Below are 14,976 nucleotides of genomic sequence, written 5' to 3'. Positions count from 1 at the left end.
CCTATCTCCTATAACTCACAATAAATACTCCCGCAATTACAAAAGCAGTTCCTAGAAATTGGAGCAAATTGAGAGTTTCCCCTAAAAATATCCAGGCGAGTAAAATAGTAGATACAGGACCTATCGTGCCAATGATAGAAGCTGTCCCAGAGCCAATGCGTTTTATTCCCTGCGAGAGTAAAAACGTAGGCATTACAGTAGAAATTATCGCCATTCCAAAACTTAGAGCATATACTTCGAACGGCAAATTTAGATTATCCAGCGAGTGAGTAAATAGAAAGTGTAGACTTATAGAAAGACAAGCGATTAACATTGCGTAGGCAGTAAAACGAGAAGCTCCAATCTTAGGAATCATTTTCCCGCTTCCAATTAGGTAAGCCGCGTAGGTGAATGCACATAGAAATATTAAGAATGCTCCCAGATAAATATGCTCTGTCTTTTCTACTTTATCAGAAAAAAACACAATCGCTATTCCAATGTAACTAATAAATAAAGAAAGTATTTCTCTTTCTCTAACCTTATTCTTAAATAAAAATGCTGATAGCACTACAACTATGGTTGGGTAGATAAATAGAATTAGCCGCTCCATTCCTGCACTAATATATTCGAGTCCCATAAAATCTAAAATACTAGATAGGTAGTATCCAAGAAATCCAAGAAGAGCTACATACGCCCAATCCGAATAAGATAGATGAGTCGCTTCCGACTTAGATTTGTAAATTCCAACTACTAAGAAAAAAGGAGTGGCGAATGCCATACGAAGAAAGAGTAGAGTCGTAGCGTCCACCTTATAGGCATAGGCTAATTTAATCATCACTGCCTTAGCGGAAAACCCAATTGCTGAGAGGATAATGAACATTACACCTAAAATATAAGTAGAATTAGATTTTTCTGTATTCACAAATCCATTCTTTCTATTTCCAATTTTATGGAAATAGAATCATTTCCTAATTAAACTTATTTTTATGTTCAATCAATCTGGAAATTAAAAAGCGACTTTGAGTCCAACGTTAGCTCCATAGGCTTTTTCTAGAATGGTTGCTTCTGCTAATATCTTCAGGAAAGCAAAGTTAAATTCTGTTCCTACAATAATATAATTTGTATTGTTGTGAATCTTTGTCTTTTGCCTGAAGTCCATGGAAAGTGTTCCTTCTGGATTCAAAGGACCTTTCGAGGGATTGAGTGAATTATTTGTATAATATTTATAATAATCAGAAGTTAAGATTGAACTATTAAAAACATAGTATGGGTCTACCGATAATTTAACCGGACCTCCGCGAGATAAGTGTAAATCCGCCATTCCATAATTCTTGCTGTATCCAACTCCAACGAAAAAATCAAAGAAGTAAAATAGTTTTATTCCGGTTCTTAATTCCATAGGAATACTTCGAACGCTAGAAGCAAAATCAAATTCAGTGCGCGCAACCCATGCTCCTTGTAATTGTCCGAAGCTGATTGTTGGATTTGTTCTTGGCTGGTGATTTAAGTCCATCACAAAGTTTTGCATATTATATCCAACACCTGCTGAGATTCCTGAAAAACCGAAGAAAGAAAAACTGGAAATTTTAGGCTCAATGATTTGATAACGAAGCATTATACCAAAACTTTCTAGTTTAATTCCGCCTGATACTTCCGGCTTATTATTGTAAGCCGCTTTTACATCTGTAGTTTGATAATTTGCTTTCATACCATGAAAGTAAAAATTAAATCTATGGAAGTATTTTCTATTGTAATCTTCCTCATCATCGTCGTCATCATCATCTTCCACATTTGATTTGTTTTCATTCAAGTCTTTCGTGGGATTAAGCGAGCCTCCTTTTCCCAGAAGCCAACCTAGATTAACCGCTCCCATAACTGTGGGTGCCGCGGAAACTCCTATATTAGGCAGCTTGGGAATTCCAATATCTCCGTAGCTAACTGTTATATCTTCTTTTCTTACATAACCGGCACCAAGACCAACTCCGACTTGAAACCGATTTACATAACCAGCCCCTATCATTCCGGAACCGTTATTTGAAATAACGGATGCTTGTATCATGGACTGCATTACTGGTTGCAAATATTGAGATTGAAAAGTCGCATCAATGTTATCAAATTGAGAAATGTATTTTTGTGGAATAGCGTCGCAAGCTGGACCCGTGCAAGTTACTTTTGCACTAAGACTATTATTTAGATAAGGTAAAAAGGAAATAAGCGCAAGATATAACAGTGTTCTCAATATAGTGAAAGGAACTATTTTAAATGTTCGTAGCATGGCAATAGCATATAGGAATAATTCTGTTTAGTCAAGAAATTTCTAAATTCTTTTTGCTAATTTCTGGCAAATTTAAAAGTGAGTTTGTTTTGCAACAAAAAAGAGATCGGGATAATTAAAAACTATGAAATAAAAAACGTTAGTCGTTACACTGATTTAGTTTTTGGAGGAAATTTATCCATTAGGAAATAGGTTTCCATCATTCCTTTTCCTTTTATATCAATGAGTCCACGTTTTTCAAAAATATATTTTCCTTTGAGTTGATCGTAGACTTGTCTAGATGTATGAATCATTTCAGGCACTCCATATGACTCCATCCGACTTGCTGTATTTACTGTATCGCCCCAGATATCGTAGGCAATTTTTTCGAGTCCTATCACACCGGCGACTGCGGGACCACAATGAATTCCAACTCTGATTTTGAAGTCAGGATATTTCATGAGTAAATCAATTAGCTCTTGTTGTTGACTGAATTTTAAAAGATCGAGCGCCAAATCAGCCATAGCCTCTAGATGATTATCAATGCTTCCTGGTAATCCTCCCACTACCATGTAGGAGTCGCCTATTGTCTTCATTTTTTCTAGATTGTGAACCATTGTGAGAACGTCAAAATGGGAAAACACATTATTTAAAAGCACAATTAAGTCTGTTGCGGCTACCGTTTGAGAAAGCTTTGTAAATCCTACAACATCCGCAAATAGAATGCTAGCAAATGGAATTGTATCTACAATCAAAACTTCATCGTGTGCTTTGATTCTTTCAATGACATGGTTAGGCAGAATATTGAGTAAAAGAGCTTCGTTTTGCTTATTGGATCGGGATAATTCTTTGGTTCTGCTCTTAACATGCTTTTCCAATTCTTGATTTGCTTCTTCTAAAGTTGTAATAAGCTTTTCTTCCGCTTGGGCTCTTGCTCTTTTTAGAATATTAATTTTATCTGCAAGTGCGAAGGAAAAAAAGGCAACTTCGAGAGATCCAGTGAGTAAGCCTAAATAATTTAGGATACGGTGGTCTTGGACTATTCCAAAAGAGCGCATAACTGTGAATGCCCCCACGATTGCCGCAAATCCCCATCCTACTAAATAAAGTCTTGCTGCTTTATTACCTTTTCGCAGAACAATAATTCCTGCTCCTATTAACGCACCTGGATAGAATAATAGTAAAACATTGATAACGATGATTGGAATATTGGATTCTAAAGCAAAACTAAGAATGAATGCGGGAAGAGAAAGAACCAATAGAAATTTTAATATTTTGTCTAATAGGGGAGCAAAATTTTTTGTATCCAGGAACTCTACTGTAAAGAGATTCAAAAAGAAAATCGTTGTTAGCCCACTTAAGTGAATGATTTTATTTTGAATATATGGGTATTCTGACCAGAAGTATTTATATCCATATCCGTGAAAGGAACTCATATAGAGCAAACTAAAAAAAACAGTTAGCACATAATATAGATATATCCTTTCTCTAAGAGAAAGAAATAAAAATAAATTATAAACTCCCATGATGAGCATGATTCCAAAATAAATTCCAATTATAATTTGGTTTTCATTTTCCCTTAAATGAAAGAGACGTTGAGTGGAAAGATAGATGGGAATTTGTAAAACACTAATGGACTGAATGCGCACATAGATCACAGGGTCTTTTTCGATTTCGAAGGGAACAGTGAAATTAAGAATTCTACTCTCTATATTTCTTTTTGAAAATGGGAGATGATCTCCACCGACCTTTTCAATGTAAACATCTTCTTCCTCTTTATCGTTTTCCACTGGAAAATAAAAATTGACCGAATCTAATTGTGGATACTCCACAAAGAAAATCCAATCATCATTTAAGAAACTATTTTGATTTTTGATTTGAAAGCGCATCCAGAGAACGGAAGATGTAAAACCAAAATTATAAGAATTCTTTCCGCCGGGTTTAAATTCTTTTTCGATTACCTCTTCAAAGCTTAGATTTCCAGTTTTATCTTCATAAATTTCTGCATGAGGAATTACATCATAGACTTTATCCATATATAAAATGAGCGGATTCACAGTTTCCGATTCTTCTTGCGACAAAGCATAAGAGAAAGGAAATAGTAAGAGTAAAAGTGCAAATATTAATTTTTTTAATTGTAACAGTTTCATTTTTTTCTTAAATTTGAATAAAAAAAGTAGAACCAATCCATAAATTGCAAATTTTTATGTTTTATGAACAGAGAATAAATCATAAACAAGTAATTTCAAGTGAAATAAATATTTCCCCTGTGGTTTTTACTAATATTATTCATAAAAAATACGGAGTGGTCTAAGATTATTGCAACAATTATATAGAAAAGGCGACCGATATCATTGGATTTTTCTATTAGACCTTCTTGACCTTTTGTGTGGGAGTTTTTAATCTAGTTGAAAAGAGGATAGCAAAATGATTCAGGAAACAATTTCTAAAATCGAACAAAATATTAGAGATGCCAAAAGTATTGATGATGCAAAGAAAAATGAACTACTTGGTTTAGTAGGCTCACTTAAAAAGGAAGTAATAGATCTTTCCAATACCAATAAAGAAGATGCCGAGTCTGTAGCCAATTTTACAAAATCATCTACTCATGAAGCAATTAAATCTGAGAAGAACAAAAGTCTCTTTGATCTTTCTTTAAAAGGTCTTTCTGAAAGCGTTGCCAAATTTGAAGTCTCTCATCCGGACCTAGTAGCTACTGTAAATTCTATCTGCGTTTCGTTGTCTAATAGCGGGTTTTAACTGTCACCTCGAACATACGCAGGTGAAGGGCGCGGCTAAGCGCAGGGCGGGAACACCGTGAGAGGTCTATCTTCCTTAGCACTATTCTTTCTTTGCCAGATAGATTTCTCACATCAATCTCATTGCCTATATTCGATTTGCCGCTGAGGGATGTTCGAAATGACAGTCTTCATTTCTTAAAGCTATGCCTGAATGCGAAGTAAACTGGAATGGCTAATAGCGTTATTCCGATTCCCTTCATTGCGTTTGCCGGCTGCTCGTAGGCAAGAATACTAATTAGAATAATATTTGCAGTGATATAAAGCAACGGTGGAAACGGATAGAGGGGAATTTTATAATCCGATTCTGATTTGTATTCTTTCTTTAAAACAAACGGAATGAATGCAGTCAGAGAGGATAAGAACAATATGGCGCAAGTGATAAAATACAATAAGTCTTCTAATTGATTGAAAATAATCAAAATAGAAGCATAAATACACTGAAATAAAAGTGCCTTGTGTGGGCTGGCGTACTTTGGATGTAGGTCAGCTAGGTGATGAAAGAATAATCCATCATTTGCCATAGCATAGTATATACGTGAACCACCGATAATCATAGCAGACATAGATCCCAAAATAATCCAACAGATGAACAAGGAAATAACAGTTGTAATCCCGTCGCCAAATAGATGTTTGGCGGCAATCACTCCAATACCACCCTGACCTTTTAGTTCACTCACGGGGGCAGACACTAAGAATAGTAAATTAATCGCAATGTAAAGAGACATTACCATTGCACAAGCAATCGCAACCGACAAAGGAATAATTCTTCGCGGGTCTTTGATTTCTCCTGCTACATAGGTCACCATATTCCAGCCTAAATACGAAAAGGATACAGGCACAATTCCAAGGATAAGAAGATTTACATTTTGGAAAATATCGGGAAAGAAGGAATTATCCCTGAGTGGAGAAAAATCTGTTTTTCCAAATGCGAATCCAGCAATTACTAAGATCAAGAGTCCTGAAATTTTTATAGAGGTAAATACGTTTTGTAGACGGACGGCTTGTTTGATTCCGAAATAATTGATGATACTAAAAAAAGTAATTAGACCGGCGCCTATCGCTTGCGTTGGTCCTAGCTCTACATTGAGTGGACCAATCGTTGTCCTAAAATCAGGCAAATCTTTGATAGCCGGAAAAATGAATTGCAAGTATTTTGAAAATGCGATTCCAAGAACGGCAATACTAGCTGAGAAGTTGACGCTGAGAGATGCCCATCCGCTCATGAATGCTACTAGAGGAGAATAGGCTTTTTTGAGATAGATATAATCTCCGCCTGCCTCCGGGAATATAACGGCTGGATAAGCAAATGTTACTGCACCCGCAATGGCAAATATCCCTCCTAATATCCAACAAGTAATTACGAGCCAAGGATTTTCTACTTTATTGAGAATAAATCCTGTCGTGAAGAATACCCCAGATCCCACCATTGAACTAAACATGAGTGAGACCGAATCTGTTAAAGAAAGTGTTCGCTTTAATTCCATAAATGAATAATTTGACTATAAAAAAGGGCTTACATGAGTAACAAGTTTTTAATTATATTTTTCTTCTATTTTTTCGTTTTGAGTTTTTGCAAAGTGGATAAAACATCCGGCGAAAGTGTCATCATTGCGGAAACTCCCGAATCCAAGCAACTGCAAGCAAAGTCTCTCTTCTTAAGTGGCAAATCCCAAGCGGATGAAACTACAAAATTAGGAAAACTTACACGCACTGCTTACTACGCAACGTTTCGTCAACGAATCACCAAGCACTGGGAGCAATACAACAAAGAAATCCAAGATCCATTTATCACATGGAAAAATAAAAATGTTCCAGAGCCAAAATCAAAAGTTGTGTTCTATCCTTTCTCAGGTCCCGATTTTCCAAATGCGTTTACCATTTACCCCAAGGCAACAACGTATATCATGATTGGACTCGAAGCTGGTGGATTTGAACCTGACTTCGAAAGCATGAATGAAAATCAAATTTCGAGAGGCTTATTGGAATTAAACGGTAGCTTGGATACAATTTCTCGTTTGAATTATTTCATGACGAATTCGATGAAAGAAGATGTAAGCAAATCTGTATTTCGCGGAACGGCTCCCGTGTTTCTTGCTTACTTTGGATTTTTAAAAGTGAAACCATACTCTATTAAAAATTTCAGAATCAATGACAATGGAGATATTGTTTATTTAACCAAAGAAGAGATAAAGGCAAATGCAAATTACCGGGAAGGTCTAGTTAGTTTAGATATTGATTTCATTGATCCAGTAGACGGAGCAAAAAAGAAATTATATTTTCTTTCCACTAATATTTCTAACTACGGGCTAAAAGCAAATCCGGGAACAATGAAGTTTCTCGGTAAGTTCGGCACTTTCGCCTCTACATTTAAAGCGGCATCCTTTCTTCTTCACTATGACTCGTTTACTGAAATGAAAGAATTCATCATTAAGAATTCCGAGCTTATGGTAATGGATGATACAGGTCCACCGGTTCGTGATTTAGATAAAGACTTTAAAATTAAAGTATTCGGACGTTATACGCGACCTATAGGACTCTGGCCTGAGAAAGTCCAAAAGGAATTACAAAAATTACACGAAGATCAGAAACCCGAGAAAGTTAATTTCAAATACGGTTATGGAACAGCTGATAAACAACAACACATAATGGTCGTTACTCGTAAATAGAGGATTGCCTTGCATAGTAGAGACGGTCTGAGACCTGTCTCTACTCATACAATGTAATCCTTATTATATAGAATATAACATCCAGTCATTCCATACCTGTCATAATTCCCAATATCTCCGATTGGATTAGTTCGCGTTGATTCCAGGGTAGAAAATGATTCATATCACCGCGAATGATTTTAAGCTTTGATTTATCGGGATACATTTTCTCTGCATAATCAGCGTTACGCGGTGGGACGAGAGAATCATTGTCGCCTTGGATTATTGTCATCGGAGTCTTTAAGTTCTTCCAGAGGTGCTCCATCTTTTCGAGTTCAAAGCGTAGCGGTAAAATTTCTTGATTGGATACATCAATAAAACTAGGTAAAAAGAATCGTATTATTTTAAAATTGCCCAGTCTTTGATACCATTCCACTTTCTCTAACTCCGGGTCGATAGAGGGAGCCAAGAGTAAAATGCTTGTTACCTGCTCTGGATAATCCATTGCCATCCGTAATGCCACAGGTCCACCATACGAATGACCTACAAGCAACGTAGGCAAATTGTATTTATCCAAGATAGGCTTGATATACCGCGCCTGATTGCCAACAGATAATTCTGCTAATCCGCGCATAGAGCCACCATATCCGAACCTATCTATTGAAATTAGAATCGCTTCCTGTTGTAATTGAAGGTCTTCTAAATATTCAGAGAATGCATTGCTAGATCCGGGAGAGCCATGAATGAATAGGACTAATTTACTCTTCTTTGAATTAACTAATGCATACTGTAAATTTGCCCCTTCTGTTATATAAGTCTCAGTCGTTGGAAAAAATCTTTTAGGAATCGAAGTCTCTTGTGTATGATTTGATTCAGTGCAGGAGTAGAATAGAAGGAGGGTGAGAAGAAAGAGAAGAATAGTTTTCATCGTAAAGATATTTTACAATGCTTCGATTTTTTTGACGAGCCTATCCATGTTTCCCTGCATTTCTTTTCCGAATATTCCAGAAAGAAATCCCTCACTGAGCTTCAAAAGTCCTTTTAATTCGAGGTGATCTGTTATGCGGAGAAATGTATTTTCTCCGCGAGATTCAAATTCATAGATGTCCTCAAATGCCAGAGCAGAAGAGTCACACTTCGCAACAAATCGAATGCCATCTTGCATTTCTACAATTTTATAATCAGAATTGATACTGACTATCGACAAACTGAGTGTAATCGCACAAGAAGTTTTGTTTTCGTCTAGCCATTTTGCATGTTTGAGATGTGCATTGTATTGGGGCATAGTTTCTAAGTCTCTTACATAAGAGAAAACTTTTTCTATTGGTGCATGAATGACTGCTTCTACTTTGGTGGTAAACATTGTTATTCCTTTAGAATCTCAAACTACCATTTGAAATTTCCTTTTTTGTCGTATTCAAAGTTCATTGTTCCATCGGGTAAGCCTGGAACGTTTAATCCTGATAAGCCGATTAATTTAAAGTCAGAGCTTCTTTTTTGAATTGCATCGGCAATACCACTGGAAACTGATTTTAGCGGAAAACTCGTCTTAACCTTTACAATAGATTCTTTCCCATTGTTGATAATATCTACAGGAACTCCTGAAAGAAATTTTTCTCCATTGAGTGCTAGATCGTATTTTAAATCACTGAATTTTAAAGCTGCTGCTGCTTGATTGGCTAGTGCAATTTCGAATTCTGTTGCTACGTCTATGTCTACATTTGCAAGTCCTGCTTGGACGGCAGATACTGGGGTAGTTTTCTTGCCACTTAAAAGGCTGTCGAGGTAATTCATAGCTGTTGCGGTTACTGCATCTTTTGCGCTACTTACTATTTGTGTTGGTTCAGGCTTAATGATTTTAAAATTGCGAATGTCAATTGTTGGTAAGACTGCTGGAATTTGTTTGCCCTGGGTGAAAGGAAAATCAAAGGATGTCTTGCCTGCAATTTGTAATTTTTCTGGAATAGGGACATTTAATACTCCATCTAGCTTAACGTCTAACAGATCTTTGCCTGGAATCTTCTTGTATATGTCTACTAAGTCTGTGTATTTCATGATTACATCAACGGGCAAATCTTTGCTAGAATTTGCTTCAATTCTTCCGAGATCCATCTTTGAGAATTTTGCTAGATTTGTTCCTTCGATAGATACATTCATATCCAAAATGGATTTTGGTAGTGCAGCAGGGTAGGGATTTCTTACATTGGTCAATACTTTTAAAGAAATATTCTCCAAAGTAATTTTGGTGATGTCTACACTCTTGAGAGAAAAAGTAGGTTGGTTATCTCCACCTAAAAACTGTTGCAAGAGTGCGCATCCGTTTATAAAAAAAATAAACCCGATGAGAGTGAAAGGTTTAGCTAAGAAAAGAAGTTGTTTCATTGTGGTTACATCCTATTAGTTGTTATGCAAAAGAATACTTTTGTAATTTGTATAATTGAACTTGTTTCGTCAAGTCTAAGAACGACTATTTTATTTTTCTAAATTTTCCATCAAAATAAGCATTAGCTCCGTGAAAATTAGCACAGGCGATTTCCTTTATTTAAAACAAAGAATCATTGTTATTCTCCGTATATTTTAATATTTTTCCGTATAATTCTTCTGACTCAAAGGGTTTTGAAATATAATCATTCATTCCTGCTTCGATAATCGATGCTCGAATATCATTAACCGAAGAGGCTGTAAGAGCAAGTATAGGTATATTCTTATATTTTAAGTCTGTCTTACTTCGAATTCTTTTGGTTGTTTCAAATCCATCGAGTTCTGGCATTTGTAAATCCATCAAAATAATGTCGTAGTCCTTTGATTCAATCAATCCAAGCGCCTGAAGACCGTTATCCGCTATGTCTAAGTTTACTTCCCATTTACTTAAAAATTCTTCTACAATCATTTGATTTATTAAGTAATCTTCAACCAATAGTAATCGCATATTCTTAAGCTTCTTATAGGGACTTTTCTCTCGTTTCTCTATGACGTAATTTAGACTATCTAATTCGCTTCTTTCAGTATTTTTGAATTTTAAAGTAAAATAATACTTTGCTCCTCTTCTTAGTTCGCTCTCTAAAAAGATAGTTGTGTTCATATATTCCAATAGACGCTTTGTAATCACTAATCCCAATCCTGAGCTAGGAAGGATTCCATTTAGATTGGAGTAAGCAGAATCATAAGATTCAAATATGCTATCAATCGTATGTTCTTCTATGCCATAGCCTGTGTCCGAAATGTAGAATCCTACTTGCGAATACTGAATACTCTCCTCTTCTAATTTTACTTCGAAAACAATTTTGCCTCGATCAGTATAACGAATGGAATTTCCTATTAAGTTTGTGATAATTTGAGAGAGTCTTACTGAATCTCCAATTAATACGGTCGGAATTTTTTCATCATAAATTGTAACGAATTCCAAGTCTTTATTAGTGATTAATGGCGAAATAAAATTGGTAAGTGTTGTTAATAGATGAATCAAATTGAATTCAGATTCGTCTAACTCAAATTCGCCTGTATCCAAGCGATTGAAATCCAATATATCATTTATTATAATTAAAAACTTTTCGGCTGAAGTTTTTAGATTGGATAGTTTTATAAACTGATCTTCTCTTGGATTATTACCTATTAATTCTCCGACTGTTCCAATCAATGTATTCATTGGATTTCTGATTTCTTGACTGATCGATGATAAAAATTGGGATTTACTTCTATTATCCGCTTCTGCATTTTTTCTGGCTTCTGATATTTTGATTTCAATTCTTTTTCTTTCGGTAATGTTTGTTGCTGCGATGATTATACCTTCTACATTTTTGCTCTCATCGAGGACTGGACAAAAATGCAATTCAAACCAAAGGTCATACTCATCTGTTGCTACATTCTTTTCTAGATAGGTCACTTTACCATTGAGAGCTTTTTTGATGCTACGGATAAAATATTTTCTGTCTTCTTTTAAAATAAAATCAAGAAAGTAATCGCCTTTGTTGATGGGAAGGTGTAATATGCTTAATGAGTTTTCCTTTGCAAGTTCATTAAAGTTTTTAACTCTCATTTCTTTATCAATAAAAACTATGTTTAATAAACCATTATTATAGATTGCGTTTAGATTAGCTTTATTCTCGCGAAGTTTTATTTCAATGGTTTCATTTGTTTCAACTATTGTGTATAGACTATACCCTGTGAAAATAATAATAGAAAGGATAGATTCAAAAAATAAATAATTCATTGCATCTATGCTAATTGATTGTCTCTTTAAAAGAGAATAATCAGTAGTAACCGTTATAGTTAGAAGCGCTATGGGTAGAAATGAGTAAAAGAATAGAGAAACTCTTTGATTTATGCCTATGAAAAAGAAACTGATAATTATGAGAGGAAAGAAAAGTAAAAAAATTCCAGATTGAGTTCCTGTAGACGATGCAAGAATGAATAGGAAGAAGTTCAAGGATAGGACTATACAATGAAAGGATAATTTATAGTAGCCTTTGTAACTGAGCCAAAAGAAGAAACTGAATGAAACAATGATAACCGCATCGACAATCGCATAGAAATATAATTCTTTGAAACAATCGCCAATTAAATTAATAGCAGATGTAGAACAGATTATGAAAAGTATTCTGTTAATTGCTATTATTTTACGAACGCTATCAAACGGTAAGTCATCATTTACTCCTAAGTGTAATATTTTAAACCAAATTTTTCTTAGCATATACTTCTATTATTTTGTATTCTCGCTTCAGAATTGACAATATCCTTAATAAGAATCAGTAATTTTTCATTGGAAGATTTAAGCTGATTTAAACTATCCCTTTGATCTTTGCGTGGATATTCCGCGATCAGTGTATCTGTTAGATCAATGATTGCGTTCATAGGAGTTCCTATTTCACGACTCATGGAAGATAAAAATTGCGATTTAGAAGTATTAGCCGCTTCTGCTTTTTCTTTTGCGACTTCTGCTTCTATTTCAAGTTGCTTTCTTTTGGTAATGTCCACAAAAGTTAGAACTATTTTACTGCACGAATTATCATTTCCCAGGATTGGACTAAATGTAATATCAAACCAATTGGATGTAAAATCAGTTTTAAAGTTTTTTTATATTCGAATGGTTTTACCTTCTTCGATTAGACTAAAATAGTTTCTAAAATTTTGAAGATCATTTTCTGAAACATAATCAAGCAAGTTTTTGTTTGTTTGAATTTCCAGATTGGTTATTTTTGAAAAATTGTTTTTGAAATTGATATTAAACGATTCGATTGTTTTATCTTATTGAGTAGGGCAATTCCTAATGGGCTAAAGTTAAATATGGATTTTAAAGTTTTCTCTTCGTTCTGTAATTCGAGTTCTATCTTGGAGCGGTTGTAAATAATTCGATAGAGACAAAAGGTTATAAAACTACAATTGGTAAAAACTGCAATGGTGAATAAATACTGTTTGTGAAAAATAGTTAGTGTCTTATCCAAAAACAAAGAATGATCAGTCAATTCAAGACTAATCAAAAGTAAGCTCGTGATTAAAAAGTTAATTATGATTATGCGTTTCTTAGAAGAGTCAATTACGAAAAAGTTTAACAGAATGACTGACACATAATACATATAATTCCCCGCTTCTTTTCCTACCATTGAGTCGATAATAAAGATTCCGAGATTAGCAAAGGATACTAAATATATACCAGCACTTTTATAAAACCGATGTTTGTTTGAAATAAAAACGGGTAATAAAAATAGGATTAAAATAAAATCTAAAAAAGAATAAAGAAAAAGACTGTAAAAGGCATTGAATAAAATATTTTGAAAAAGGAGTAGTGCGATGATAAAAGAGAATTGATTTGAGTATACGACTGATCTTGACTCAATGGAGTCAATTTCTTTGTTTTTTAGACCTATTTCGTTGATTCTTTTCCAAAATAACTTGATGGTATTCATTGTTAGGCTCTATTTTAAAAAATCCCTAGTTGTTTTCTAGCAATTATTCTTTGATAGAAAGAAAAAACGAAATGACTTGTTTCATAAGGTATGAGAGTCAAAGTTGGAAAAGGAAACTAGAATGATTTCACTGCAAAACAAAATAAAAATCAAATATTACAAGCTCTTGTCTTATAAACACTGGGAATTTTTGCCTGCAAATATTTTTTATATACCTGTATTTTTCTATTATATCTTTTTGATGCTAAAATATAGAATCTCCTTTACAGCGATTTCAGCAGTTAATCCTTGTTTTGCGGCAGGGGGAATGGCATTTGATTCAAAATATGATATGATTTCACAATTTTTTTCTCACCCGGAATCTGTAGCCAAAACAATCTTAATTGAAGTCAATAATAAGGAAAACCTTTTATCGATAGAGGAACAGATTCAAAAGAATAAATTAAACTATCCAGTCATTTGTAAGCCAGATCGGGGACATAGAGGAAATGGATTTAAAATCATCCGCAATAGAAATGACCTATTAGAATACACAAGGCTCTGCAATAGAGATTTTCTAATTCAGGAATACATTGAGTATCCACTAGAATACGGAGTCTTCTGGGTGAAAATCCCATCTGAACCAAAGGGCAGAATAACGTCTATTACCCGCAAAATCCTACCTTTCTTAAAAGGAGATGGCAAATCTTCTCTATCTGAATTAATTCTATCAGATAAAAGAGCAAAGTATATGGCAAGTGCGTATTTTGAAAAGAACAAGAATCATCTTGATACTATCATCGCTGCTGAAACTAACTTTCGAATCTGTAGTGCCGGAAATCATTGTCAGGGTGCAATCTTCGAGGATGGAATCAATGACATCGAAGGGAAAACATTCAAAAGACTAGAAGAAATATTTTCTTCCGTAAAAGGTTACGACTTCGGACGCATGGACATTAAGTTCAAAGACAAACAAGCATTATCCAACGGAAGAGATTTCAAAATTCTAGAAGTCAACGGAAGCGAAGCAGAATCCACTCATATCTATGATCGAAAATACTCTCTCTTTTTTGCTTACAAAACTCTTTACAATCAATGGGATACCCTTTTCAAAATCGCAAGCCAAAATAGAAAGAACGGCTTTTACGGATTATCCGCAAGTAGAATGCTCCGCTCTTATCTTGATTTCTTTAAAGAGAATAGCGTGATTCAAAGTGATTGAGGTCGGGGAGAAGTTAATGCTTTGTATAAGGTGTGTTTAAGATGACGTTCTATCAAATATAGGTTAGCTATGGGTTCAAACATAGACTCACTATAGGTTCCCTATGCCCCCTGAACCCATATTTAAGGTATAAGGGAACCCATTCCTACCCTATGTTATGTGCATCGTCTTCTTATACAAAGGTAAAAGGAAT

General features: G+C 34.8%; 13 protein-coding genes. 3 read left to right on the top strand and 10 right to left on the bottom strand.

Annotation, left to right across the window (positions count from 1 at the left end; translation table 11 throughout):
• Nucleotide 1: 1 nt before the first annotated feature.
• The 3 genes from IPH52_00460 to IPH52_00450 all read right to left on the bottom strand — a co-directional run bounded on the left by IPH52_00460 (nucleotide 2) and on the right by IPH52_00450 (nucleotide 4,383).
• Entirely contained in the window at nucleotides 2–859 is an 858-nt protein-coding gene (locus tag IPH52_00460; GenBank protein MBK7053511.1) for an EamA family transporter, read from the bottom strand.
• A 126-nt stretch (nucleotides 860–985) separates the two neighbouring features.
• Nucleotides 986–2,254 carry a hypothetical protein gene (locus IPH52_00455; protein ID MBK7053510.1) on the bottom strand — a complete coding sequence of 423 codons (1,269 nt, stop codon included), beginning with the start codon at nucleotides 2,252–2,254 and terminating at the stop codon, nucleotides 986–988.
• A gap of 146 nt (nucleotides 2,255–2,400) precedes the next feature.
• Nucleotides 2,401–4,383: a hypothetical protein gene (locus tag IPH52_00450; GenBank protein MBK7053509.1), complete on the bottom strand. Its 1,983-nt coding sequence runs from the start codon at nucleotides 4,381–4,383 to the stop codon at nucleotides 2,401–2,403.
• A gap of 277 nt (nucleotides 4,384–4,660) precedes the next feature.
• On the opposite strand from IPH52_00450, the gene IPH52_00445 reads away from it, so the two are divergent.
• Complete coding sequence (locus IPH52_00445) at nucleotides 4,661–4,993, top strand: DUF4404 family protein (protein ID MBK7053508.1); 333 nt, start codon at nucleotides 4,661–4,663, stop codon at nucleotides 4,991–4,993.
• Between the two features lie 169 nt (nucleotides 4,994–5,162).
• Here the strand turns inward: IPH52_00445 and IPH52_00440 are convergent, their stop codons facing one another.
• A complete protein-coding gene (locus tag IPH52_00440) occupies nucleotides 5,163–6,518 on the bottom strand; it encodes an amino acid permease (protein ID MBK7053507.1) in 1,356 nt (451 codons plus the stop codon).
• 33 nt (nucleotides 6,519–6,551) lie between these two features.
• On the opposite strand from IPH52_00440, the gene IPH52_00435 reads away from it, so the two are divergent.
• Complete coding sequence (locus IPH52_00435; protein ID MBK7053506.1) at nucleotides 6,552–7,700, top strand: hypothetical protein; 1,149 nt, start codon at nucleotides 6,552–6,554, stop codon at nucleotides 7,698–7,700.
• Between the two features lie 85 nt (nucleotides 7,701–7,785).
• Here the strand turns inward: IPH52_00435 and IPH52_00430 are convergent, their stop codons facing one another.
• The 6 genes from IPH52_00430 to IPH52_00405 form a co-directional block, all read right to left on the bottom strand.
• The gene (locus tag IPH52_00430) at nucleotides 7,786–8,607 is read right to left on the bottom strand and encodes an alpha/beta hydrolase (GenBank protein ID MBK7053505.1); all 822 of its coding nucleotides are present in this window, start codon (nucleotides 8,605–8,607) and stop codon (nucleotides 7,786–7,788) included.
• Between the two features lie 12 nt (nucleotides 8,608–8,619).
• A complete protein-coding gene (locus tag IPH52_00425) occupies nucleotides 8,620–9,042 on the bottom strand; it encodes an SRPBCC family protein (protein MBK7053504.1) in 423 nt (140 codons plus the stop codon).
• 23 nt (nucleotides 9,043–9,065) lie between these two features.
• Nucleotides 9,066–10,061 carry a hypothetical protein gene (locus IPH52_00420; GenBank protein MBK7053503.1) on the bottom strand — a complete coding sequence of 332 codons (996 nt, stop codon included), beginning with the start codon at nucleotides 10,059–10,061 and terminating at the stop codon, nucleotides 9,066–9,068.
• Nucleotides 10,062–10,221: 160 nt separating this feature from the next.
• Nucleotides 10,222–12,369, bottom strand: a complete 2,148-nt coding sequence (locus IPH52_00415; GenBank protein ID MBK7053502.1) for a response regulator — start codon at nucleotides 12,367–12,369, stop codon at nucleotides 10,222–10,224.
• Nucleotides 12,363–12,653, bottom strand: a complete 291-nt coding sequence (locus tag IPH52_00410; protein MBK7053501.1) for a hypothetical protein — start codon at nucleotides 12,651–12,653, stop codon at nucleotides 12,363–12,365. The genes IPH52_00415 and IPH52_00410 overlap by 7 nt, the downstream gene beginning before the upstream one ends.
• A gap of 215 nt (nucleotides 12,654–12,868) precedes the next feature.
• Nucleotides 12,869–13,582 (bottom strand): hypothetical protein, encoded by a 714-nt coding sequence (locus IPH52_00405; GenBank protein MBK7053500.1) that lies wholly within the window; start codon nucleotides 13,580–13,582, stop codon nucleotides 12,869–12,871.
• Between the two features lie 121 nt (nucleotides 13,583–13,703).
• Here IPH52_00405 and IPH52_00400 point away from each other — a divergent pair, with 121 nt between their 5' ends.
• Nucleotides 13,704–14,783 carry a hypothetical protein gene (locus tag IPH52_00400; protein MBK7053499.1) on the top strand — a complete coding sequence of 360 codons (1,080 nt, stop codon included), beginning with the start codon at nucleotides 13,704–13,706 and terminating at the stop codon, nucleotides 14,781–14,783.
• Nucleotides 14,784–14,976: the final 193 nt, after the last annotated feature.

The organism is Leptospiraceae bacterium (assembly GCA_016708435.1).
Taxonomy (GTDB): domain Bacteria; phylum Spirochaetota; class Leptospiria; order Leptospirales; family Leptospiraceae; genus UBA2033.
Note: the sequence above shows the minus strand (reverse complement) of the source record. Positions and strands in the feature narration are given on the sequence as shown.

Excerpts from the sequence above, each read along its gene's own strand:
- IPH52_00460 (MBK7053511.1), bottom strand. The coding sequence starts at position 859 with ATGTTCATTATCCTCTCAGCAATTGGGTTTTCCGCTAAGGCAGTGATG.
- IPH52_00455 (MBK7053510.1), bottom strand. The coding sequence starts at position 2,254 with ATGCTACGAACATTTAAAATAGTTCCTTTCACTATATTGAGAACACTG.
- IPH52_00450 (MBK7053509.1), bottom strand. The coding sequence starts at position 4,383 with ATGAAACTGTTACAATTAAAAAAATTAATATTTGCACTTTTACTCTTA.
- IPH52_00445 (MBK7053508.1), top strand. The coding sequence starts at position 4,661 with ATGATTCAGGAAACAATTTCTAAAATCGAACAAAATATTAGAGATGCC.
- IPH52_00440 (MBK7053507.1), bottom strand. The coding sequence starts at position 6,518 with ATGGAATTAAAGCGAACACTTTCTTTAACAGATTCGGTCTCACTCATG.
- IPH52_00435 (MBK7053506.1), top strand. The coding sequence starts at position 6,552 with ATGAGTAACAAGTTTTTAATTATATTTTTCTTCTATTTTTTCGTTTTG.
- IPH52_00430 (MBK7053505.1), bottom strand. The coding sequence starts at position 8,607 with ATGAAAACTATTCTTCTCTTTCTTCTCACCCTCCTTCTATTCTACTCC.
- IPH52_00425 (MBK7053504.1), bottom strand. The coding sequence starts at position 9,042 with ATGTTTACCACCAAAGTAGAAGCAGTCATTCATGCACCAATAGAAAAA.
- IPH52_00420 (MBK7053503.1), bottom strand. The coding sequence starts at position 10,061 with ATGAAACAACTTCTTTTCTTAGCTAAACCTTTCACTCTCATCGGGTTT.
- IPH52_00415 (MBK7053502.1), bottom strand. The coding sequence starts at position 12,369 with ATGCTAAGAAAAATTTGGTTTAAAATATTACACTTAGGAGTAAATGAT.
- IPH52_00405 (MBK7053500.1), bottom strand. The coding sequence starts at position 13,582 with ATGAATACCATCAAGTTATTTTGGAAAAGAATCAACGAAATAGGTCTA.
- IPH52_00400 (MBK7053499.1), top strand. The coding sequence starts at position 13,704 with ATGATTTCACTGCAAAACAAAATAAAAATCAAATATTACAAGCTCTTG.